Genomic DNA, 22235 nt, shown 5'->3' on the forward strand with positions numbered 1-22235 from the left:
TCGTCGCCGACGGCGAGGACCATGACGAGGTGCTGCGGCTGGCCGGCGCCCTGGAACACGCCTCCGAGCACCCGATCGCCCAGGCGATCGCCGGGCAGGCCGCCGCCCGGGTGGGCGCGCTGCCCACGCCGGAGGACTTCGCCAACGTCGAGGGGCTCGGGGTGCAGGGCGTCGTGGACGGGCACGCCGTCCTCGTCGGCCGCCCCCGGCTGCTGGCGGACTGGTCGCAGCATCTGCCCGCCGAGCTGGAGCGCGGGCTTCAGCAGGCGCAGGCGGCCGGTCGTACGGCCGTGGCGGCCGGCTGGGACGGCCGGGCCCGCGCGGTCCTGGTCGTGGCCGACACCGTCAAGCCGACCAGTGCCCGGGCGGTGGCCGAGCTGCGTGCGCTGGGGCTGACCCCGGTGCTGCTGACCGGGGACAACGAGGCCGTCGCCAGGTCGGTGGCCGCGGAGGTGGGCATCGAGGAGGTCGTCGCCGAGGTGCTGCCCGCGGGCAAGGTCGAGGTGGTCAGGCGGTTGCAGGCCGAGGGCCGGTCGGTGGCGATGGTCGGTGACGGCGTCAACGACGCCGCCGCGCTGGCCCAGGCCGATCTGGGGCTGGCCATGGGGACCGGGACCGACGCGGCGATCGAGGCCTCCGATCTCACGTTGGTGCGGGGTGATCTGCGGGTGGCCGCCGATGCGATCCGGCTGTCGCGCCGTACGCTGGCCACGATCAAGGGCAATCTGTTCTGGGCGTTCGCCTACAACGTGGCGGCGTTGCCGCTGGCCGCGTTCGGGCTGCTCAATCCGATGATCGCCGGGGCCGCGATGGCGTTCTCCTCGGTGTTCGTGGTGAGCAACAGTCTCAGGCTCCGCCGCTTCACATGATCATCGGGTCCCAGGTCCCGTCGGCGAGGAACCGTTCCAGCACGGTCGTGTAGGGCACGGGGACGAATTCAGATGGTCGTCAGGGCTTTGACGGTCCGGCGGACGGGGACGCCGGGGGCGGGGGGTGCGCCGGTGCGGTTCACCCAGCAGAAGTCCACCCCGGCCGCCCTGGCGCAGCCGCCGTCGCTCACCGGTGAGTCACCGACCATCAGGGCGTCGCGAGTCCTGGCGGCGAGCAGGTCCAGCGTGTGGTGCAGCAGTGCCCCGTCCGGCTTGCGCAGGCCGACCTCGGGCGCGATCACCACGTGTTCGAAGAACCCGCCGATGCGGGTACGGCGCAGCTTGGCCCGCTGGACGTGGGCGATGCCGTCGGTCACCAGGGCCAGTCTGAAGCGCAGGGAGAGCCGTCGCAGGGCGGCCCTGGCGTCGGGGAACAGGGTCACGCTCCGGCAGAGCGCGTCCTCGAAGGCGGCCGCGGCCGAGGGCGGGGCGCCCATCCTGGCCCAGCGTTCGAGCCGCAGCTCGGCGAGGGTGATCCGGTGCTCCCGGTAGGCCGCCCAGAGAGGCTCGTTCGCGGCGTGGAACGCGGCGAGGAACTCGGGGCGGCCCGTCCTGAAGAAGCGCCGGTGGACCTCATGAAGCGCGTCGCGCTCCGTCCGGGCGTAGTCGACCACGGTCCCATCCAAGTCGATCAGCAGGACCTGGTACCGGTGTCCCCCCGCCGAGCCCATCGCGCTCCGACAGCCGGAGGATCTCCCCGACCGCGACCGCGTCCGCGGTGTAGATGTGCGGAACGTCGACGAAGACCCTCATTGATCCACAGCTCACCCCGAGGCCGTCGGCGACCTCGCTCTGGATACTACGCAGCGGAACGTAGTTCAAGTAGGAGGTGTACACGTTCTGTGACCTGAAGGCGGCGGTCATCACCAGCCGCTCGTCGCGGAGCCTGAAGGCCAGGCTGGTCAGGCAGGGCACCGCGTCCTGGGGCTCGCCGGGAGAGGTGAGGGAGATCCAGCAGCTCTTGGTGTACGGCTTGGCCCGCAGCACCCCGGTGACCCAGCGGAGCTGGTCGACGCCGAGGAACTGGCGCAGCCGGCCGCCGTAGCTGTACTTGAACGGCGGGACGATCACGTTCTCGCTGAACTTCCTGCTGTACAGCGGGATCTTCTTCGCGTCGCCGTACGAGCGGAGAATCGGATCCTCCCAGCCGAGTCCGGCGATCTCGAACAGCACCGCCGGGGCTTCGATGATCGGGCCCCGGTCGTCCTCGGCGGGGCCGCCGTTGGTCCTTACGTGTTGGAGCAGCCACATCCATGCCTCCCCACAAGACACGAATCTGAGAAGGTCGGGCATTCAGGTCTCCACATTGGGGAAATGGAAGGGATTCTGGGGGAGTCGGCGCTGCCGGGAGACGTTGGCGCGGACGTAGTACACGAAGTAGTGCACCAGGGCGAGGAGCCCGACGACCACGGCCAGGAGCGCCGCGTTCGGGGCGGCGCCGATCAGGCCGAGGACGCCGACGGCGATGTAGGAGCCGTTGACCAGGGCGAGCATCATGACGTTGATCCCGGGCCAGGCGAGTGGCGCGTAGGTCTCCGGATAGCGGGGGTCGACCGGCAGGTTGGGGGTCCAGCCGAGGGCGGAGAAATGGTCCTTGAGCTGGACCACGTAGAGCAGGCGGAAGTTGTTGAGCGCCCGCGCGGTCCGCATGTGCGCGTTCACCGCCTCGATCAGCCGCAGGAACGGCAGGACGCTGAGCAGGCCGAACGCCGCGGTCACCGCGAACAGGTACCACGGGACCGTGGCCCACGAGGCCAGCGCCGCGGGATCGATCACCTTCGTGCTCACCAGCGCGATCGTGGCGGCGAAGGGTGCGGCGAGCAGGCTCATGGACAGCCGGGTCATCTTGAGGCGCTCGTCCTTGGCCGCCAGATAGACGTTGTAGGTCCCTGCGAAGTCCACGGAGACCAGTTGGATGAACTCCCGGGGTTCCACCGGCAGCCCGTCAAGCCTTTCGGGCAGGGCGGCAGCGGTCATTCGCGGCACTGCTTTCCGCATCGGGACCCCACTTTCGAGAAATAGTGGATTTCCCCGGTAAGAAGATTTTGACCCACTTGTCAGCTCTCTGCGGGAGATTTACCGAACGTGTATCTCAGAATTTTTCGACCTCGGGACGTTCGGCACTCACGGGAGAGGCGGGCATATCGGGAGGCGGCAGGAGGGACGGCCTGCGTAGGCTCGGAGCGTGGATCCCACGCGACCGGCCCATTCTCGGAAGCGCAGTAGGCTACGCCCGGGGTGTCGCAGCGAGGGCGAGGTGGGTTCGCGGTGCGGAAGTCAGGCGTCATGCCGACGCTCGATCTGGTCGACGTCGGCGAGCACGTGTGCTGGATCGTCGACCCGCACCAGGGATACGCGGCCGCGACCTCGGCGTTTCTCGCCGACGGTGAGCTCTTCGGCGACAAGGTCGTCATCGTCGGGTCGCCGCTCGCCCCCTTCCCGCCGGCGGGCATGCCGAGGGACGCGACCCTCGTCGACCCGCGCTCGGTCCGCGGGGACGGTCCAACGCCCGACCTGGCCTCGATGCTCGGCCTCGTGCGGCGTGAGGCCGACATGGCGGGACGCCAGGGCTACCGCGCCCTTCGCGTGCTGGCCGTGATGGATCAGCTCGTGTCGCCGGAGGTCGGCCTGGACGTGCTGATCGACCACGAACTGCGGCTCGACGAGCTCATGGCCGACAGCGAGGCCATCGTGGTCTGCGCGTACGGCCGTGACCGCTTCGGCGCCGCCACGCTGGACCACGTGGCATGTGTGCACCCCCGCGAACTGGGTAACGGACGCTCTGGACCGTCGTTTCGGATGTTCAACTCGGGACCGGGCAGCTGGACCGTGTGCGGGGTCGTCGACTCCGACGGGGCCGTGGCGTTCGGTGCCGCCCTGGCCGCCGCGACGGCGCTCTCTCCGACATTACGGCTCCGCCTCGACGAGCTGGAGCTGATGGACGCGGCCGGGATGCGCGCGCTCGTGGAGGCCGCGACGGGCACCGCTGTTCACCGGATCACAGTCGAGGGCGCGAACCCGACAGTGAGGGCGTGCTGGGAGATGCTCGGCTACAGCAGCTGCGAGATACCCGTGGAGCTGACGCCATGACCACCGAGGCCACCGGCGTGGCGGATGCGGCCGGCCTCCGCCACGAGATCTACTCCTACTCTGGCGAGGCACAGTTCCTCACCGGGGTGCTGCCCTTCATCGACGACGCCCTGGCCGCGGACGAGATCGTCCTGGTCTCCGTGCCGGAGAGCCGGGAGCGGATGCTCCGCGGGGAGCTGACCGGCTCCGACCCGCGCGTGGTGTTCATGGACGTCTCCGCGCTCGGCCGCAACCCCGCCAGGCTCATCCCCGCCTGGCAGCGCTGGATCGGCGAGCAGGCGAGGGAGGGCAGGCCGGTGCGCGGCATCGGCGAGACGGACTGGAACGGGCGCGGCACCGCGGAGATCGAGGAACTGCGCTATCACGAGTGGCTGCTGAACCTCGCCTTCACCGGCTCACCGGCCTGGTGGCTGCTGTGCCCCTACGACACCGACACGATCGATCCCGAGACCATGCGGGCGATCAGCCGGTGCCATCCGTTCGCGCTGCGGGAGGGAGTCCACCAGCAGTATCCAGACTTCGCCCAGGTGCCCTTCACCTGGGACGATCTCGAACCCGCCTGCGACCCCTTCGAGGAGTTCGCCTACTCAAGGGGAGACCTCGCGGCGGTCAGGGACAAGGTGGTCGCCTGTGCGGGGCCGTACGGGCTGAAGGGCGACCGGCTACGGGAGACCCTCGTCGCGGTCACCGAGATCGCGGGCAACAGCATCGCGCACGGCGGCGGGCACGGGACCCTCCGCACGTGGGTACGGCAGGGCACGCTCGTCTGTGAGTTCCGTGACGCGGGAGTGATGACCGACCCCATGATCGGACGCAGAGTGCCCTCTCCTCGCTCCCTGCACGGCCGGGGCATGTGGCTGGTCCACCAGCTGTGCGACCTGGTGCAGATCCGCTCGACCCCCGAGACCGGCACGCTCATCCGCCTGCACATCACGCTTCCCCAGCCCTGAGGGACGCACCTGGTTCCCGGCTCGGGCGGCACGGGGTTCGCGGGGCGTGGCCGTACCGCGCCAAGGCGGTCTCAGTGGCGGTCTCAGTGGTCCTCCAGGGCCTCCTCGACCGAGGCGGACAGCTCGAAGAACTGCAGGAGCCCCGTGGTGGCCAGCATCTGGCGCAGGGTGCGGTTCACGCCCGCCAGCACGAGGTGGGTCCCGGTCTCCCTGCTCCGGTGGAGGGTCCACAGCAGCTCGGCGAGGCCGGTCGAGTCGCAGAAGGTGAGCCCGGTGAGATCAAGGATGAGCGAGGGGGAGGGGCCGGTGCCCCAGAGCTCGGTGAGTTCCCGCCGGAACATGGGCGCGTAGTCGTAGTCGAGCTCGCCGACCGCACGGATCACGACGACGTTTCCCCGTGAGCCCGATGATATGGACAGTGCGTTCGCGCTCTCCGGTGACATGGGAAACTCCTTAGGCCCGCGGTTCACAGGGCGGGCGTTCCCCCCGTCCTACCAGGTATTCGGATTCGGTGCCGATACAGCTCGGCATTCGATACCGATTGGCATCTTTAACGATTTTTGCCCAATTCGTTGTGCGGCAAGCCGCCCGGGCTGTCGCCTCCGGCTCGCACGGCGCCCGTCCAGGGCGATGCGGTCGAGCCCGACGCGAACGGGGCGAGGCCGAGAGCGTCTTGAGCCTCGCGGGTGATCGCCTCGTACGAGAGTCCGGCCTTCGACGTCACCGGGCAGAATGAGGGGATGTCGCGACGCCGTGTCCAGCCCCGCTCCACCGCCCTTCTCTCGTGCCCGTGCGGGACCGCGGTGCCGTATCGCGACTGCTGCGGTCGGCTGCACCGGGGAGAGGCCGCCGCCACCGCGGAGGCGCTGATGCGCTCCCGGTTCAGCGCCTTCAGCGTCGGAGACACCGCCTATCTGCTGCGTACCTGGCATCCGACCACCCGCCCTGGGCACCTCGATCTCGGCGGAGGGGTGCGCTGGGTGCGTCTGGAGATCCTGGAGACCACCGGCGGCAGCGCCGTGCACACCGAGGGGACGGTGCGGTTCCGCGCCCACTACCTGGAGCGGGGCGCGGCGGGGGAGATGGAGGAGCACAGCAGGTTCGTCAGGTACGACGGAGCCTGGGTGTACCTCGGCGCGATCTGACCTCCTCGGCACGACCGTTCGGCGGCCTCATCTGACCGTCACCGGTCACGAGCCACCTCGCCGGCCCACTGACTCCTCGGACCTCTTCGGTTCTTTTCGGCTCTTGTCGGCGGTCTGAAGAGTCCCCAGAGAGAGCCGCCCGCAGGCCGCCGCCTCAGCCGTCGTTCAGGCGGCGCAGCAGCGCCTGCTTGGCCGAGCTGAACTCCTCCTCGGTGAGCACGCCGGAGCGGTGCAGTTCGCCGAGTTCTCCGAGACGGCGCAGCACGGCATCCTGGTTCTCCAGGTCGGCCAGGCGGCGCAGCAGTGTCTCCCGTTCGTCCGACGGGGTAGGCGCCTGGGATAGCGCGGGTGGCGCCGCCGGTCGGCGAGGGGTGCGGGGCAGCCTGGCCAGTACGGCCGCGGCGACCAGGACGGTCGAGCCGCCGTAACGTTGCACGCCCCAGGACACGCAGTGCGGGTCCTCCTCCGGCGATCGGGCGGGGGCCGCGCCGTTCAGGTGGAAGCGCAGCCGACCGTAGTTCATGCCCGACTGCGGGGCCCATTCCACGCCGGTCAGGTCCTCCAGCGCGAGGGTCTGCGGGCCCGCCTCCTGCTTGGCGGCCTTCGCGAACATGGTCCAGTCCAGCCGGACGGCGTGGCCGTCGAAGCTCACCGTGCCGTCACCCGCGGTCGCGGAGATCGGTACGGCAGGGCCCGGCAGCAGGAACGATCCCGTGGGCGTGCTCGGCGCCCGCTCGATCGCGAGGCAGTCGCGCACCTCGTCGGCGAGGTAGGCGGCGGCTCCGGCGCGATCCTTGGGGACGGCCAGCCGGTAGGGGTCGGCGGGCTCGGTGAGCCGTCCTGCGGCCACGTCGGACAGCGGGTCGGCCCCCGGCCGCAGGCGGAGTTGCAGGCTGCCGCCCTTGCGTGAGGGCTCGAAGGAGACGCTGCCGATCGCGGCGAGCGGAATCGTCAGTTCGCCGAGGAGTTTGCGCAGTTCGTGGACGCCTCTGTCTCCGCCCGGCACGACCCTGAGGGTCTCGCTGTCGAACGTCCATGACCCGTCCGGCACGAAGATCTCCGTCATGACCGCCAGCCTAACGCTCTGATCACCGCCGCTCATGCCGTACGACGGGACCGGACGATCTCGCCTGAATCGGGCCGGCCGCCGGGGCCCGCCAGGTCGAGCCGGCGGTCGCGAGCCCGGGGACGGCGTCGAGTGCGTGACCGGTGACCTGCCCGAGGACGGTCGAGTACGTGACCGGTGACCTGCCCGAGGACGAGGGGATCGAGCCCGTGGCGGGTGCCCTGGGAAATGCGAGTGTTGTGTTTTCGGATGATCCAGGGTGACACGGTCTCTCGTACGATGATGTGGTGCACGGCCTGCTGCGCTCTGTGTGGAACGAACCCCGACCCGCCGACCCGCCGCCGCGGGGGTGGCGCGACTGGGTGTTCGCGGGGGTGCTCGTGCCGGTCGTCCTGCTCGAGGGGATTCTGCGGCCGGATCTTCCGTGGCGGGTCGTCTCGGTGGCCGTCACCGTCGGGCTGGTGCCCACGTTGCTGTGGCGCCGGGCCAGGCCCCTGCTGATGGTCTTGATCGTCTTCGCCGTCACGAACCTGGCGCCGCTGCTGATGGGCGGCGCCTCTCCGGAGACGTACACCCTGGCATACGTGCTGGTCCTGCTGTACTCGTTGTTCCGGTGGGGATCCGGCCGCGAGGCCGTGATCGGGCTGACGGCCATGATCGTCGCGGTCTCCCTCTCGCTGTTCTCCGGCCGTCTCGCCCCCGGCGACACGGTCGGCGCGTTCGTCGTCGTATTCTCCAGCGTCACCCTGGGCGGCGCGCTCCGATACCGGGCCGGAGCGAGAGCACGTGAGCTCGACCAGATCAAGCTGCTCGAACGCGAACGACTCGCCCGCGACCTGCACGACACCGTCGCCCATCACGTCTCGGCGATGGCGATCAGGGCACAGGCGGGCCTCGCCACCTCGGCGTCGCGGCCGAACGCCGCGACCGAGGCACTCCACGTCATCGAGGCCGAGGCGGCACGCGCCCTCGACGAGATGCGCGCCATGGTCCATCTCCTGCGCCGGGACCACCCCGCGGAGCCTGCGCCCGGCCGCCAGATTGCCGACCTCGAACAGCTCGCGAACCAGAGCCGTTCCGGCCCGTCCGTCGACGTGAGGATCTCGGGCGACATCGGCGACCTCTCCCCGTCGGTCGAGGCCGCGATCTACCGCATCGCCCAGGAGTCGGTCACCAACGCCCGGCGGCACGCCCGGCACGCCACCCGCGTCGAGGTCCGCGTCGACGCCGACGAAACCTCGGTGCGCCTGCGCGTGAGCGACGACGGCGACGGCGGCCGCATGCGTTCGGCCGCGTCACCGGGATACGGAATCATCGGCATGATCGAACGCGCCGACCTGCTCGGCGGTACCTGCGAAGCGGGCCCCGGTCCTGACCGAGGCTGGACCGTGACCGCCGTACTGCCCAGGGTGGGGGCGGCGACGTGAGCATCCGGGTGATCGTCGCCGACGACCAGGAGATCGCCCGCACCGGGCTCGTGATGATCCTCGACGCCCAGCCGGACATCGAGGTCGTCGGTGAGGCCGCCGACGGGCGGCGAGCCGTCGAGCTCGCCCGGCGGCTGCGCCCCGACGTGTGCCTGTTCGACATCCGCATGCCCGGCCTCGACGGCATCGAGGCCACCCGCTCCCTCGCCGGACCGGCCGTCGACGACCCCCTCGCCGTCGTCGTCATCACCACGTTCGACCTCGACGAGTACGTCTACGCCGCCCTGCGCGCCGGGGCCAGGGGCTTCCTGCTCAAGAACGCGGGCGCCGCCATGCTCTCCCAGGCCATCCACGCCGCCGCCAACGGTGACGCCCTCATCGCCCCGAGCATCACCGCGCGGCTGCTCGGAACCTTCGCCAGAACCGGGCCCGCCTCACCGCCGGCGCAACCCATCGAGGTGCTCACGGACCGGGAGGAACAGATTCTGGCCACCGTGGCACGCGGGCGGACCAACAACGAGATCGCCGACGAGTTCCACATCTCCCTCAGCACCGTCAAGTCCCACATCGCGAGCCTGATGGCCAAGCTCGGCGCCCGCAACCGCGTCGAGATCGCCATGTGGGCCTACGAGACCAACCGCGTCAAGCACTGATCCGGGCTTGCTTCCTACGGATGATCCATTCGGCCACGGCGAGGTTTATCATCCAGCTGGCGCCCATGAGCAGTGCCTTGGGGATCTCGCCGGGTGTGCCGAAGATCAGGAACCAGAGCAACAGGGTCAATGCCTGCGTGTCCACGCTCAGGCCGATCGCGTAACCGCGGATCATCCAGGCGCGGTGCCGGGCGACATCTCGCCGCCGGATCGCGGCGAAGCCGAGAACAACGGACAGGAGCATGGCCGAGCCGAAGATGAGCCGGAAGCCGTAAAGAAGATCACCGTCACCGTCGGAGCGGGGATAGAACAGGGTCATCCACAGCGCGGAAAGCGCGGCGACGATTCCACAGAAAACCAGGAATCGCCCGGCGACGCGGTGCCAGCCGGGCCTGCGGCGGCGGAAACGGGGGGCGAACTGAAAGGCCCCCAGAACGCTGTACAGGATGGTGCTGAGAATGTGCAGCACTATGGGCAGGGGCGCCGCGAAGAACCGCGCGTTCTCCGGCGTGATCTCCGCCCCGCCCGTCAGTTCGGTCAGGCGGATGGCTCCGGCGGCCATCGGAATGGCGCTGAGTGCGATCAGGCCGGTGGGTATGAGCCAGCCCGCCCTGGCGGAGGAGTCCGCGATGAAAGTCGGTGCCGTGTTCCGGTCGTCCGTGGGCCGGCCGCTTCGCGGCGACCGCGGAGATGGAAAGCGCCCTGCCGGGCTCTCGTCGGTCATGACCTGATCGTGACGGCCGAGACGGTTGCGGCTCATCGACAGAACGGCCCGATTCGCGTCGGCCGATCATCCGCCAATTAGGCGTACTTTCGGCTGATGAGCCCTTTGTGCAGGGCTTCTACGCTGATTTCTCGTGGCCCGGGACGCGATTGTCGCTGTCCGGTCGGCGACGCGTCCGCCCCGTCAACGCGGGTCGTGACGTCGATCCATGGGTGCGCTGGTTCCCGATGGGGCTGGCGCACGGCTGACACCCGCACTCACGGTAAATGAGGAGAATGTGATGAAGGCGTTCGTCCTACGCTCGTACGGCTCACCCGACGCCCTGGATCTCACCGACATCGACAAGCCCGTGCCCGGCGACGACGAGGTGCTGGTCCGGGTGCGCGCGACCTCCGTCCAGCCCTACGACTGGCACCTCATGAGGGGAGAGCCGTATCTCGCGCGCCTGATGGGCGGCGGTCTCGGCCTGCGCAGGCCGAAGATCGACATCCTGGGCGCCGACATAGCGGGACAGGTCGAGGCGGTCGGCAGGGACGTGACGGAGTTCCACCCCGGTGACGAGGTGTTCGCGATGTCCAAGCAGGGGGGCTTCGCCGAGTACGCCTGCGTCAAGGAGGGCGAGCTGGCGCCCAAGCCGAAGAACCTGTCGTTCGGGCAGGCGGCGGCGGTACCGCTGGCGGCGAACACCGCCCTGCTGGGCCTGCGCGACGAGGGGCGAATCCAGCCGGGGCAGAGAGTTCTCGTCAACGGGGCCTCGGGAGGTGTGGGCACGTTCGCCGTACAACTCGCCAAGGTGTTCGGCGCGCACGTCACCGGCGTCTGCAGCGCGCGGAACGTCGACCTGGTCCGATCGATCGGCGCCGACGAGGTCGTCGACTACACCAAGGAGGACTTCACGCGGCACGGACAGCGCTACGACCTGCTGCTGGACATCGCGGGAAGCCGCCCGGGATCGGCGTGCAGGCGGGTGCTGACCCCCAGGGGGACCTATGTCGCCGTCGGCGGGCAGGGCGGCCGATGGCTGCAACCCATGGGTCACATAATCTCCGCGCTCGCGGTTTCGCCGTTCGTGTCCCAGAGACTGACCATGGCGGACGTGGTCCGGTGCACGGAGAACAAACGGAACCTGATGACGCTGACCGAGTTCGCCGAGGACGGCAGGCTCACTCCGGTCATCGACCGGAGCTACCCGTTCGAGGAGATCCCGGCGGCCGTCAGATACGTGGAGGAGGGACACGCCCCGGGGAAGGTCGTCATCGAGATCTGAGACACCGGGGGCGCCGCGTGCGATGGCCGGTGAATCCGACGCGGTGAGCCGGGCCGACGGGCTGGGCCGGTGAGCCGCCTCCAGCCGTTCCGCCCGACCGGCGTCGGTGACGGGGGAGGGCGGGGCGCGCGAGTGACGAGGCTTCCACCATCACCTTTCGTTGACGGAATCGGTCACTTTTGCGGGCAGCCCCGGCCGGGGCGCGGTCCCTAACGTGGTCAGCATGATCAAACGATGGAATTCCGGTAGGAGACAGGACCGTGCTTCCGTGGTCAACGGGCGCGGCATGACGCGCGAGGGCGCGCGCTCGACGACCGGCGTGCCGGGAAGAGTCGCCCTTGTCATCGTGCTGGCCGTCGCGGGCGTCCCATCGGCGGCGGTCTCCGCGCAGACAGTGGCCTCCGCGCGGGTGGTGGTTTTCGCGCAGACGGCGGACTCTGCGCGGGTGGCGACCTCGGCACAGGCGATGAGAACGGCGGCCCTGGACTGGCAGCCATGTCCCGGTGACCCCGGTGACCCCGGTGACAAGGCCGGGATGCAGTGCGCCGATCTCCAGGTCCCGGTGAACTGGGGCAGACCCGACGGGCGCAGGATCACCTTGAAACTGGGACGCCTGCCCGCAACCGGCACCGCCGAGGGCTCGGTCCTGGTCGCGTACGGCGGGCCTGGCGGCCCCGGCATCGCCATCACCGAGGCCCATCCCGACATGTGGGCGAAGCTGCGCACCCGCATGAACGTCGTCACCTGGGACACCCGCGGGTACGGCGAGCAGTTCGGAGGGCTGAGCGACGGGCTGCCGTGCACCTGGACCCGGATCCCCTACCCGGCGTTCCCCGCGGACGACGCCGAGTTCGGCAGGCTCTCCGACACCAACCGCGGATACGCGGAGGCCTGCCGCCACGGTGACCCGGAGTTCTTCGCGAACATGAGCTCGGCCGACCACGCCCGGGACATGGAGGCGATCAGGAAGGCACTCGGCGAGGCGAGGCTGAACTTCTACGGCGCCTCCTACGCGGGCCTGTACGCCCAGGCCTACGCTCGCCTCTTCCCCGCGCAGGTGCGCGCCATGGTGCTCGACGGCACCATGAACCACGGCGACGCCGACTGGCTGAAGGAGGTCGGCAAGTCCGCCCGGGATCATGAGGCGGCGATGCGACGCTTCTTCGACTGGTGCGACGGCGCGGACACCTGCCCCCTGGACGACGCCGCCCGGAGCTGGCGAAAGCTGATCGCCAAGGCCGACCGCTCACCGATCGCGGCCAAACGCGTAGGCGCGCACTACAACGCCCGTGACCTGCAGGACCTCGCGCTCGGTCTCGCCAGGCAGGGAGAGGCGCAGTGGCCCGCGCTGGCGCAGGCCGTTCAGGACGCCGTCAACGGCGACGCCTCGGGCCTCGCCCCGCAGCGGGGCGCGCGCTATCCGGATCTCACGACCCCGGTCACCGAGTGCCTCGACTGGCCACGCTTCCGGGACCGTTCCGAGATGGCGGCGGCGGTCACCCGGCTGCGGAGGCTCGCACCGGACACCGGGGCCGCCGCGACCCTGGTGACAGGGACGCTGGCGTGCGTCGGCTGGCCGGTGACGGTCACCAACCCGCCGAAGGCCCTGCCGGACGGCCTCCCCCCGCTGCTGGGCGCGGGCGCGTGGGTCGAGTCCGACGCCACCGAGCGGGCGGTGAAACAGGTGCCGGGCAGCGTCACGATCCGCCACGAGGGGCCGGGCCACACCCTGTATCCCTTCAACGCCTGCGCCCGCGAGCACATCGACCGCTACCTCACCGACCGCGTGCTGCCCCTACCCGGCACCGAATGCTGAGCCCGGAGCGGGCCGGCCTCGGTGACCTGGTGGAACACCCCGGTGGCCGATGAGGGCAGGATCGGAAAAGGGAGCCTTTCCCGCCTGCCCTCACCGGTTCGGTGACGTGCGCGATCTTTCGGCGGGCGCCGAAATGATCCGCTTGTACGGTCGGGCCCATGGACATCACCATGCACCGCGACGCATCCTCTGACACGGCTGCCGACCATGTGACGATCACACCGAGCATCCTGTACTTCGGGACGCCCGTCGTGCTGCTCTCGACCGAGAACGAGGACGGATCGTTCAACCTCGCCCCGATGTCCTCCGCCTGGGCGCTCGGGCAGGTGATCGTCCTGGGCCTGGATATCGAAGGTCAGACCGGGCGGAATCTGTCCGTCCGCCCCGACATGGTGATCAACCTGCCGGAGCCGCGGCAGTGGCCCGCGGTGGAACGCCTCGCGTCGCTGACCGGGGCTGACCCGATGCCGGAGTACAAGCGAGGCACGTTCCGCTTCGAGCGGGCCAAGTTCGAGGCCGCGGGCCTGCGGCCCGAGCCGTCCGGCGAGGTCCGTCCGCCCCGGGTCGCCGAGTGCCCGATCCAGTTGGAGGCCCGCGCCGCCCGGGTCCGGACCGACGCCACCGACGACTTCCTCATCGTGGAGGCCCACGTTCTCAAGGTCCACGCCGACCCTCGCATCGTCGTGCCCGGCACCCAGCACGTCGACCCGGCCCTGTGGAGTCCGTTGATCTACAACTTCCGTCACTACTTCGGGCTCGGCCCCGAACTCGGCCACACCTTCCGCTCCCAGACCCCGCGAAACCCCGGCCGGGCCGACGGCCTCCGGTGACGCGGTTGGCCACCTCGCGGCGGCCACCGATTCGCTGGAAAGCCCGCTACATCTCGTCGTACAGGAGGGTGGGCAGGGGACCTTCGAGGAGGGCTGTCTCCAGCCTGACGCCACTGGCCAGTTCGACGACCGTCATTCCCGCCGCCCACCATCGGATGAGCGTCTGCTCGTATCCGGAGTCGTCCTCTTCATCCACGTCCACGTGCTCGGCGAGAAATTCGTGATAGCGGTCGAAGACATCGGGTTCGTCCCCGCCGGCCGACGGCTCGTAGAGGAAATCGTAGGTGGCGAGGCACCTTCCGTCACGCGCGTAGGTGAGCCAGGCCTGCTGGTCGGTGTTCCAGGAAACGCTCCATATCCGGGCGTCGGCACTGAGGGACTCCAGCAGGCCGGGTGAGGAGAGCCGTGCCCCGTGCGGTTCGACGGTCATCACGGCGGACTGGGCTGTGACGAGGTGGAGCGGGGCCCCGTCGAGCTCAGGCCATTCGTCGAGGGCGTGTTGCCGCAGTTCGTCCGTCTCATGCCCGAGGCGGCGCACGACCTCCTCGACGGTCAGCGGCCGCGGGTCGCCCCGTAGGACTCCCCAGCAGGCGCCGAGCTCGATGGGCTGGCTCCTGAGCAGGGATCTGTAGTGCTGGAACACGTCTTCGTACATGACCTGACCTGCCCAGGACGCGAGGAATGACGGGGGAACGGATATCCGTTCCCCCGTGATCCTATCCGCGTTCCTGATTTCTACCGCATTCCTATTGTGGAGGTGCCGGGCGGGTGACGTTGACGTAGAACGGGTCCCAGTTCAGGACGTCCCTCTGCAGAGAACCGTCACGGCCAAGGATTCTTTGGTTGGTGAGGAAACGTCCCAGCTTTCCGCCCGCGCTGGAGTTTCCGGTCTTGGTCACCGGACGTACCGAGTAGGACTGGTTCGATGCTCTGGAGGCGCTCGACGTTGTGGCGTTGAAAGGGTATTCGTCACATTGTCTGATGCTCTTATCGTAGTCCGGTAGCTTGTCGCACTCCGCCCTGATGATGCGGCCGCTGGCCCTGTTCCAGGTCGCGTTGACCGACCTGTAGAGCGGCAATGGTGAACCCGACCTTCCAGGTATTGATTTGTTGGGGTTGTACGGGATCGTCTTCAGCGGCTGGTTGAGGGCGGTCCAAACGTGTCCCGCTACGGACCGGTACGTGGAGTTCGGATCGTTTGACGGTACGGTCGGATCAGCCGGATCCGACAGCTTGTACGTCAGCGTCGGCGCCTCGTAGTAGACCACGCACCCCGCGCCGATGGAACTGACGAGATATGCGGCGCTGTCACATCGGATCGACGGAACGGTGTCGTAGGATCGCGCCGAAACCGTCTCCGTCAGGCTTGTCACCTTCGACCAGAAACGCGGCTTACAGACCGCGACGGTGTCGAGATCGTCGTAGTCGTTGTCGTCGACGGAGGTCACGGTGAACACGGCTTCCGTGTTGGGCCACGCCGAATGGTGATACGTGTACGAGGTCTGACCGACGATCTGGCAGCGTTGTGTTCCCGGCGGCTTTTTCAGGTTCATGCCCAGGGTGACCCTGGCCCAGCGCGGATACGCGAGCCCCTTGAACGTGAAGTTGTTCACCGTGACGCGGACCTGGAAAGTGCGCTCGTGTTTGTCCTTTCCGGCGTTGTAGCTCCGGATCCGGATGGTCGCCTCACCATTGATGTAATGGTTGACCTGCGGCGTCGACCAGCTCCTGTTCTCCATGCCGACCTGGCGGATGGCGCACCAGTTGAAGCGGTCCTTCTGCCAGCCGCCCGGGTAGAAGGTCGTCGGTGTGTTGACACCCGGACGTTTCGCCTCGGTCGTGTGTTCCCGGCACTGAGCCTCGGTCATGAAGCCGCCGCCGACCGGAACCGCCGCTGCCGCGTTCGCCTTCACCTTCGCCGGGGCCGCCGTTCTCGCGGTTGCGGGTGGTCCGACGACGGTCACCGAGAGCACCGGCGCGACGGGATCGGGTTGCTCCGACGTGGTCGAGTCGAAGTAACGCTCAAGCGAGCCCGGCTGGGCCTCGGGTACCGCGCGAAGCTGGATTCCGTGGTCAGCCGCGCCCGACGCCCACGCACTGGCCATGGGGGTGACGGTCCAGCTGATGTCCGCCACATCCTCGCAGGGCGGGTCCGAGTCGGCACCGATCTGGGTGGCGCTCGTCGTGGGCTGGGAGTCCCATGTCAGGCTCGCCCCGTTCCATGGGCCGGTGACCTGAGACACCTTGATCGCGGCGGTGTGATCGGGACAGTAGCCGTATCGGTTGCGGAGCTTCAGATGCGCGTTCACCACCGTCTTGCCGGCCAGGGCCGAGGTGTCGAACTTCAGGTACGTCCGGGAGAGGTCGTAGGTGCCGTCCTCCCAGTCGTAGCTGCCCGCGGCGAGCTCCGGACCGCCCTGCTCCTCGTATCCCCAGTTGGTGGTGGTGACGGCGGACGTCAAAGGCAGTTCCAGAACCTCTTCCTCTCCCGACGGGCCGGTGGGAGAGGGGGAGGGGGAGCCTGTGGGCGTGGGAGAAGGAGAGGGAACCGTGGGAGTAGGGGTAGGAGAGGGAGAGGCGTCGGGATCGTCGGGCTCGACGCGGTAACCGGGGCCGGTGTCCGGATCTTCAAGATCTGCGAGTTCTTCCGGAGTCAGGTCCGGGGGAGTCTCCTGGGTGTCGGCGTCGACGTCGAACGACTCGCTCGCCGACTTGGCCGCCTCGACGATCTTCCGGTCGTCGGTGAGCGGGAATGTGGGATTCGTTTCGGAGGTCTCCCGGCTCTTGATGTCGTCGATCTCAGCCTGGGAAGGCGAACTCGACGGCTTCTCCGCCTGGAAGTAGGAGTACTGCTGCGGGGGCTCGAACTCGATGAACAGGACCGGGCCGCGCGGTCCCGACGTACCCGCGGAGTAGCCGTACTCGGCCGAGCGGTACTGCCGCCAGTTCGTCGCGTCGGACTCGCTGACCGCGCGGAGCTGCAGGCCGTTGTCAGGATCCCCGTTCGCCCATGCCTGGGCGATGCCCTCGATCGAGTAGTACAGCTCGCCCTCGCCCCACGAACAGGTGTCGCTGTAGGCGGCCTTGTTGCTGACCTGGTTACTGGACGTGGTCGCGGGCTGCGAGCTCCAGGAGATCGTCGACGGGGTCCACTCCTGGGTCACCCGGCGCACCAGGATGCCCGACCCGACCTCCAGGCCACAGGCGTTGGAACGATAGTTCCACAGCCGCAGGTCGGCGTTGAGGATGTTGGCACCCATGAGCTGGAAAGAGGCGTCCATCTGGAAACCGATGTAGGAACGCCACGTCTCGCCGCCGTTGCTCGACTTGCCGGCTCTGAGCCAGGTGGACGAGCCCTGCGAGTTCGGATACTGCGAGCTGGAGACGAACGTGTCGATGGCGCGGCCTGCTCCCAGCCACTCCGAACCTCCGGCCTGGAGGGTCACCGGGAACTGGGTGGCGGGGTCGGACAGGAAGGTGGTGTCCGCCGACAGGATCAGCTGCGAGGCGTCGCCGCCCATCGAGACCTTTGCCACGCCGCGGCGGCCGTCGTCCGGGCCGCCTTTCATCGCCGCGGCGTCAAGCATCGGTACGTCGGGAATATCGACTATTTTCCTTTTGCCCTCTTTGAGCTGTGCTTTTCCGTTCGCGGCTGCCGCGTACGACAGTCCGGGGGGAAGCTGCACCGGCAGGCTGAGCGTGGTCTTGCGCCGGGGACGCTCACGGAACACCACCGACTGGTTGAATCCCGTTGGAGTGGCCGAGATCGCCAGGTCGATGCCCTTGCCGTACGCGTCACGATAGGTGGCGGTGTTCCCCGCCAGAGTGGGAGCGGGCAGGGCAGAGGGGGCGAGCAGCGCGGAACGGCCTCTCTCGTGCCGGAGCTTGACCACGGGGCCGTTGCCGCCGGTCGACAGCTGCAGTCCGTTCTTGGCGAACTTGGGGGCGAGAGTCTCGCCCTTCTCGACAAGGGTGGTGTCGATGTCGTGCCACCGGCCTGCCCGCTTCACGCGGACCGGCCCGGTGTTCAGATACGCCTGCATGGTCTTGCCGTCGGGCTTGGCGAAGAACTGCGCCGTCTCCGTCGTCCACGCCTCCACCTCGACCGGCGTGTGACGGCTGACCGCCTCCCGCCTGGCCTGGTCGAGTTGCCTCGGCTGAGCGGGATCCTGCACGGAGGGAGTCGGCGGGGCCTCGGCCGCGGCGGGGGCGAGCCCTGTCAGCGCGGACAGCGGGGCCGACAGCACGACCGCGGTCAACGCGGCGGTTCCGGCGAATAATCGCCGCCGAAGCAGCGCGTTTCTCGGTAATGTGGTTGATTTATCGCTCATGAAGTTCCTCTGCTGCCAGGTGGTATCGCGAATGGACTCGACAGCCAGGCCTGGGATGTCGTGAAACATATTCGAGCTTCATTGCGCGACAGATGTGTGTCAATGCCCGAGAAGTGCTGCACCGATCACGGAAAGTCTCCAACCATTGGCAGACATGTTTGACGTGCATAGTCAGAGGGGTTGAGTGCGCCTGACTTCGGGCAACGGCGATCGGAGTGTGATGTGCGTCACATCGGTGCTCTCGTCCATGTGATCTGGTGTGCGTCCATCGCAAATCGGGATTTCAGACGAGGCTGATCGCATTTACATTCCGGTCTGTCGTGCGGCCTTTTCCGGATGATCGGTTCGTCCTTGGCCGATGGAGTGGCGGCGAAGTTCGTCGTGGGTCGAAGTGGGAGTCGTGCAGGGCTTGGAGCGGTGCCGATCGCCGTGTTCCGTTTGTCGTGACCGTAAGACGGCGCCGCTGAGACGGTAAAAAGAGGCGGGCTTAAATCAAATTCGGTCCGATCCGGCCGGCATTCGCAAGGCGGTAGAAGAAACGATTGCCGTCGCAGGGCGATGTACACCCCTCCGCGGAAGGCGGTGGGACATCGTGAAATGAGGAAAACCGTCATGATCCTTCGAGTGCGCACCTCGGGATCGCAGGAGAAAAAGTGATGACCGTATCCCGTGACATGCCTTCCGGCGCAACGCCGCTCAGTGGATCGAGCGCGGACAGGCCGGATCCGAGGTGAACCATGACCAAAAACGGCGAAGAGCGGCTTGGGCCTCGGTTTTGGCGCGGGCGGGGCCGTCCCGTAGGCACGGGGAGCAGGCTTGCTGACCTGTGGGTTTATTGGCGGTGAAAGTGCGCGGCGCCCGGTTTCCCTCTCGGGGCGGGCGCCGCGCTTTTGAAGCCTGGCGAGTACGGCTAGGAACTCGCGTCCCATCCCAGCGGGGACAGTCGGGCCAGGTCGTCGTCCCGCTGTGCGAAGTCCGCTATGTCCGACCGAATGGTGTTGTGGAATGCCAGAATCTGTCCGTTCCGGATGATTTTCGTCTGGATGGCGTGTGTGTCTCCGGCTCGCGGCCCTGAGGGGACCCGCAGCGTCGTCGTCGTGCGCACCAGCAGCACTCCGTCGCCGATGGGACGGACGGCCACCAGTCGTATCTCGAGCCGGCTTCCCCGGTAGATGGTGTCGAAGATCTTCTGGTGTTCGCGGGCGATCACCTCCCGGCCGTGCTGCACCCGCCCCACCACGTCGACGAACTCCGCGTCCTCCGCGAAATTCGCCGCCCACCCGGTGCCGTCACCGGCGTTCCAGGTCCGCTGCATCTCGGTGATTATCTCGTCAACCGTCAACATGGCCCCAGTGTCGAAAATCAACCATGGTTGAGGTCAAGTCGGGCCATTCCCGTGCGCGCGGCGAGCAGCCCCGTTTATTGGGGATTGGTCGGGTGGATGGTTGGCCAGGTCGTGAGCGGGAGTGGGCGAGGACCATGTTGCCCGACTTCCAGGCGTGCCTTTATGGAGTTTCGGGCAGCGTCACCAGCATGAATGGCGGAAAACAGGCAAAGACCATCATCGGCATCATCTTCATCGGCTCGGCCCTGCTCACGGCTGCGGCCTGCGGGAGCGCCCACACTGACTCCGGTGCCCTCGAAGTGGCCCCCGTGGGGGAGGCCGTCGCCGGACTCACGTCACCGGGCGACCCCAGCCAGGAACCCGGCGGTACGGCGAGCGCGGAAAAGGCGGCCGCCGCGGCCGTGAACGCCGTCGCGGGCTCCACTGCCCTCTCGGTCCAGTCGGAGAACGGCGGCGCGATATGGGGGGTCCAGCTGGCCGATCCCGACGGCACCGAACGGTTGCTGGAGGTGGACGCGTCAGGAAAGGCGCTCTCGGAAGCCAGGGTCAAGGACACCGGTAAAGAGGAGAAGACCAGGGTCAAGGGCATCATCAAGGGTGCCAAGGTGACCTTCGAGGAGGCGGCGAGGAAGGTGTCCTCCGCGGTGCCACAGGGCAAGATCGCCCACATGAGCCTGGACAGATACAGCAACGACCTCCTCGTCTGGGATGTCGATGTCGTCACCTCGGACGGCACCTGGCACGAGGTCAAGGTCGATGCCAAGACCGGTGCCGTGGCCAAGAACGGCTAGCGCCCTGTGCGAGGTCCGATCGGTGTCGCACTCTCCGAACAGAGATCTCCGGTAGAGGGTTCAGCGGCCAGGAGGAATCCGACTCACGGCCGCAGCAGTTGCCGCACTCGTGCGGCCTCTCGCGTGAGGTGGTCGCGCTCCGGCACGCTGGTAGCGGCGCGGGAGGCCTCGGCATACAGCTCGGCGGCGTGCCCGAGGTCGCCGGCGCGTTCGTGCAGGTATGCCGTCACCGCGGTGTAACGGGGCAGGTCGGGGTCCGCGTCAGCCAGCGCCGCCAGACCGGCCTGCGGTCCGTCGGCCTCCCCGACCGCTACCGCGCGGTTGAGCCGCACCACCGGGCTGCCGGTGAGGAGCAGCAATTCGTCGTACCACTCCACGATCTGCACCCAGTCCGTCTCGGAGGCGCTCCGGGCGTCCGCGTGCAGGGCGGCGATGGCGGCCTGCGCCTGGTATTCGCCCAGCCGGTCGCGCGCCAGCGCGGCCTGCAGAATCGCCACCCCCTCGGCGATCAGGCCGGTGTCCCAGCGCGACCGGTCCTGCTCGCCAAGGGGCACCAGGCGACCTCCCGGGCCGGTGCGGGACGCGCGGCGCGCATGGTGCAGCAGCATGAGCGCGAGCAGGCCGGCGACCTCGGGTTCGCCGGTCAAGGTGACGAGCTGGCGGGTGAGGCGGATCGCCTCGGCCGTCAGGTCGAGGTTTCCGCTGTACCCCTCGTTGAAGACGAGGTAGAGCACCCGCAACACCGTCCCGAGATCGCCGGGCTGGTCGAGCGGCAGTCCCGCGATCCGCCGCTTGGCCCGGCTGATCCGCTGCGCCATGGTCGCCTCGGGGACGAGATATGGCGCCGCGATCTGGCGCGTGGTCAGGCCGCCGACCGCGCGCAGCGTCAAGGCGACGGCCGAGCCCTGCGGCAGGGTGGGGTGCGCACACAGGAAGTAGAGCCGCAACGTGTCGTCCGTGGCGGGCGCAGGACCGGCGGGAGGCTCGACCTCCACGGCGAGCTCCCGCCCCCGCCGCGACGCCTCGGCACGGGCGGTGTCGAGGAACCTGTGCCACGCGACCGTGATGAGCCATGCCTTCGGATCGCGCGGTGGATCGTCCGGCCAGGTTTCCAGCGCCCGGATCAGGGCCTCCTGCACGGTGTCCTCGGCCGACGCGAAGTCGGCTCCGCGCCGGACGAGGACACCGATCACCGCGGGCACGAGCTCCCGCAGCAGCGACTCGTTCACTCAGTCACCGTGGGCGACTCGGTGAGAAACGGCCGAACCTCGAGCCACTCGTGGATCGGCTTGCCGCCGGGCCCGGGAGCGGCGGACAGCTCCCCGGCCAGCTGGACCGCGCGGTCCCAGGACTCCACATCGATGATCATCCAGCCGGCGATGAGGTCCTTGGTCTCGGCGAACGGACCATCGGTCACCGGCGGGCGCCCCTCGCCGTCGTACCGCACGAACGCGCCCTCGGGTGCCAGTGCCTGTCCGTCGATGAACTCACCCGTCTCCTCCAGGCGGGCGGCGAAGTCGCGCATGAACTGCACGTGCGCGTCGATCTCCTCCGGCGTCCACCGGTCTATCGACCCGTAGTCGACGACGGGGGCCGGGCCACCTCGGTAGTGCTTCAGCAGCAGGTACTTCATGGTAGTTCTCCTTCGTCGCGCGGCCCGTCGTGGCCACTCGTGCCCCTGGGACGGAGCCGGCACCACATTCTCGACACCCAGAAGCGTGCTGATTTCCAGAACTTTCCTCTGGCTGTCACCGCCGCTGCGGCACCCGTACGGCCAGCAGTGTCCTGTCCGCGTGCCGTCGGGACGGGGCAGGACGCCGAGCCGGGAAGACGACACCTGTCCGACCAGGGGCTATCCCTGCGTGCGCGGG

At 68.5% G+C, this 22235-nt stretch carries 21 protein-coding genes; 10 read left to right on the plus strand and 11 right to left on the minus strand.

Features of this window, described 5'->3' with window-relative positions; translation table 11 throughout:
- On the plus strand, positions 1 to 869 hold an 869-nt coding region (locus AB0395_RS24640; RefSeq protein WP_366284218.1), incomplete at its 5' end, for an HAD-IC family P-type ATPase.
- 68 nt (positions 870 to 937) lie between these two features.
- Here the strand turns inward: AB0395_RS24640 and AB0395_RS24645 are convergent.
- Genes AB0395_RS24645 through AB0395_RS24655 form a run of 3 tightly spaced genes read right to left on the minus strand, consistent with a single transcriptional unit; the run spans position 938 to position 2906 of the window.
- The gene (locus AB0395_RS24645; protein WP_366284221.1) at positions 938 to 1543 is read right to left on the minus strand and encodes an HAD hydrolase-like protein; all 606 of its coding nucleotides are present in this window, start codon (positions 1541 to 1543) and stop codon (positions 938 to 940) included.
- Positions 1503 to 2180: a hypothetical protein gene (locus AB0395_RS24650; RefSeq protein ID WP_366284224.1), complete on the minus strand. Its 678-nt coding sequence runs from the start codon at positions 2178 to 2180 to the stop codon at positions 1503 to 1505. The genes AB0395_RS24645 and AB0395_RS24650 overlap by 41 nt, the downstream gene beginning before the upstream one ends.
- A gap of 42 nt (positions 2181 to 2222) precedes the next feature.
- Positions 2223 to 2906, minus strand: a complete 684-nt coding sequence (locus AB0395_RS24655; RefSeq protein ID WP_366284227.1) for a hypothetical protein — start codon at positions 2904 to 2906, stop codon at positions 2223 to 2225.
- A gap of 291 nt (positions 2907 to 3197) precedes the next feature.
- Here AB0395_RS24655 and AB0395_RS24660 point away from each other — a divergent pair, with 291 nt between their 5' ends.
- Both AB0395_RS24660 and AB0395_RS24665 read left to right on the plus strand, forming a co-directional pair.
- The gene (locus AB0395_RS24660) at positions 3198 to 4019 is read left to right on the plus strand and encodes an MEDS domain-containing protein (protein WP_366284228.1); all 822 of its coding nucleotides are present in this window, start codon (positions 3198 to 3200) and stop codon (positions 4017 to 4019) included.
- Positions 4016 to 4969, plus strand: a complete 954-nt coding sequence (locus tag AB0395_RS24665; RefSeq protein WP_366284231.1) for a sensor histidine kinase — start codon at positions 4016 to 4018, stop codon at positions 4967 to 4969. Before AB0395_RS24660 ends, AB0395_RS24665 begins: the two co-directional genes overlap by 4 nt.
- Positions 4970 to 5052: 83 nt before the next feature.
- Here the strand turns inward: AB0395_RS24665 and AB0395_RS24670 are convergent, their stop codons facing one another.
- On the minus strand, positions 5053 to 5412 hold the full coding sequence (locus AB0395_RS24670; RefSeq protein WP_366284233.1) for an STAS domain-containing protein: 360 nt from the start codon (positions 5410 to 5412) through the stop codon (positions 5053 to 5055).
- A 297-nt stretch (positions 5413 to 5709) separates the two neighbouring features.
- On the opposite strand from AB0395_RS24670, the gene AB0395_RS24675 reads away from it, so the two are divergent.
- The gene (locus tag AB0395_RS24675) at positions 5710 to 6114 is read left to right on the plus strand and encodes a YchJ family metal-binding protein (RefSeq protein ID WP_366284236.1); all 405 of its coding nucleotides are present in this window, start codon (positions 5710 to 5712) and stop codon (positions 6112 to 6114) included.
- A 154-nt stretch (positions 6115 to 6268) separates the two neighbouring features.
- Here AB0395_RS24675 and AB0395_RS24680 read toward each other — a convergent pair whose 3' ends face one another.
- Positions 6269 to 7180, minus strand: a complete 912-nt coding sequence (locus tag AB0395_RS24680) for a DUF4429 domain-containing protein (RefSeq protein ID WP_366284237.1) — start codon at positions 7178 to 7180, stop codon at positions 6269 to 6271.
- Between the two features lie 287 nt (positions 7181 to 7467).
- Here AB0395_RS24680 and AB0395_RS24685 point away from each other — a divergent pair, with 287 nt between their 5' ends.
- Together AB0395_RS24685 and AB0395_RS24690 are read left to right on the plus strand one after the other, a co-directional pair.
- A complete protein-coding gene (locus tag AB0395_RS24685; protein WP_366284240.1) occupies positions 7468 to 8607 on the plus strand; it encodes a sensor histidine kinase in 1140 nt (379 codons plus the stop codon).
- Positions 8604 to 9260: a response regulator transcription factor gene (locus AB0395_RS24690; RefSeq protein ID WP_366284242.1), complete on the plus strand. Its 657-nt coding sequence runs from the start codon at positions 8604 to 8606 to the stop codon at positions 9258 to 9260. Before AB0395_RS24685 ends, AB0395_RS24690 begins: the two co-directional genes overlap by 4 nt.
- Here the strand turns inward: AB0395_RS24690 and AB0395_RS24695 are convergent.
- Positions 9250 to 9984, minus strand: coding sequence for a DUF2306 domain-containing protein (locus AB0395_RS24695; protein ID WP_366284244.1), 735 nt, complete (start codon positions 9982 to 9984; stop codon positions 9250 to 9252). The two genes, AB0395_RS24690 and AB0395_RS24695, sit on opposite strands and share 11 nt — an antisense overlap.
- 280 nt (positions 9985 to 10264) lie before the next feature.
- Here AB0395_RS24695 and AB0395_RS24700 point away from each other — a divergent pair, with 280 nt between their 5' ends.
- The 3 genes from AB0395_RS24700 to AB0395_RS24710 all read left to right on the plus strand — a co-directional run bounded on the left by AB0395_RS24700 (position 10265) and on the right by AB0395_RS24710 (position 13897).
- Complete coding sequence (locus AB0395_RS24700; protein WP_366284246.1) at positions 10265 to 11251, plus strand: NAD(P)-dependent alcohol dehydrogenase; 987 nt, start codon at positions 10265 to 10267, stop codon at positions 11249 to 11251.
- A gap of 223 nt (positions 11252 to 11474) precedes the next feature.
- Positions 11475 to 13067 carry an alpha/beta fold hydrolase gene (locus AB0395_RS24705; RefSeq protein WP_366284249.1) on the plus strand — a complete coding sequence of 531 codons (1593 nt, stop codon included), beginning with the start codon at positions 11475 to 11477 and terminating at the stop codon, positions 13065 to 13067.
- Positions 13068 to 13225: 158 nt separating this feature from the next.
- Complete coding sequence (locus tag AB0395_RS24710; protein ID WP_366284252.1) at positions 13226 to 13897, plus strand: flavin reductase family protein; 672 nt, start codon at positions 13226 to 13228, stop codon at positions 13895 to 13897.
- A gap of 46 nt (positions 13898 to 13943) precedes the next feature.
- Here the strand turns inward: AB0395_RS24710 and AB0395_RS24715 are convergent, their stop codons facing one another.
- From AB0395_RS24715 to AB0395_RS24725, 3 genes are all read right to left on the minus strand, one after another.
- Positions 13944 to 14552, minus strand: coding sequence for a DUF6461 domain-containing protein (locus AB0395_RS24715; RefSeq protein WP_366284254.1), 609 nt, complete (start codon positions 14550 to 14552; stop codon positions 13944 to 13946).
- A 91-nt stretch (positions 14553 to 14643) separates the two neighbouring features.
- On the minus strand, positions 14644 to 18228 hold the full coding sequence (locus AB0395_RS24720; RefSeq protein ID WP_366284257.1) for a DNRLRE domain-containing protein: 3585 nt from the start codon (positions 18226 to 18228) through the stop codon (positions 14644 to 14646).
- 910 nt (positions 18229 to 19138) lie between these two features.
- On the minus strand, positions 19139 to 19573 hold the full coding sequence (locus tag AB0395_RS24725) for an SgcJ/EcaC family oxidoreductase (RefSeq protein WP_366284260.1): 435 nt from the start codon (positions 19571 to 19573) through the stop codon (positions 19139 to 19141).
- A 23-nt stretch (positions 19574 to 19596) separates the two neighbouring features.
- Here AB0395_RS24725 and AB0395_RS24730 point away from each other — a divergent pair, with 23 nt between their 5' ends.
- Positions 19597 to 20364 (plus strand): PepSY domain-containing protein, encoded by a 768-nt coding sequence (locus AB0395_RS24730; RefSeq protein WP_366284261.1) that lies wholly within the window; start codon positions 19597 to 19599, stop codon positions 20362 to 20364.
- Positions 20365 to 20447: 83 nt separating this feature from the next.
- Here AB0395_RS24730 and AB0395_RS24735 read toward each other — a convergent pair whose 3' ends face one another.
- Complete coding sequence (locus tag AB0395_RS24735) at positions 20448 to 21593, minus strand: DUF6596 domain-containing protein (protein WP_366284263.1); 1146 nt, start codon at positions 21591 to 21593, stop codon at positions 20448 to 20450.
- Positions 21590 to 21997, minus strand: coding sequence for a YciI family protein (locus AB0395_RS24740; RefSeq protein WP_366284266.1), 408 nt, complete (start codon positions 21995 to 21997; stop codon positions 21590 to 21592). Before AB0395_RS24740 ends, AB0395_RS24735 begins: the two co-directional genes overlap by 4 nt.
- Positions 21998 to 22235: the final 238 nt, after the last annotated feature.

Source organism: Streptosporangium sp. NPDC051023 (genome assembly GCF_040689595.1).
GTDB lineage: Bacteria > Actinomycetota > Actinomycetes > Streptosporangiales > Streptosporangiaceae > Streptosporangium.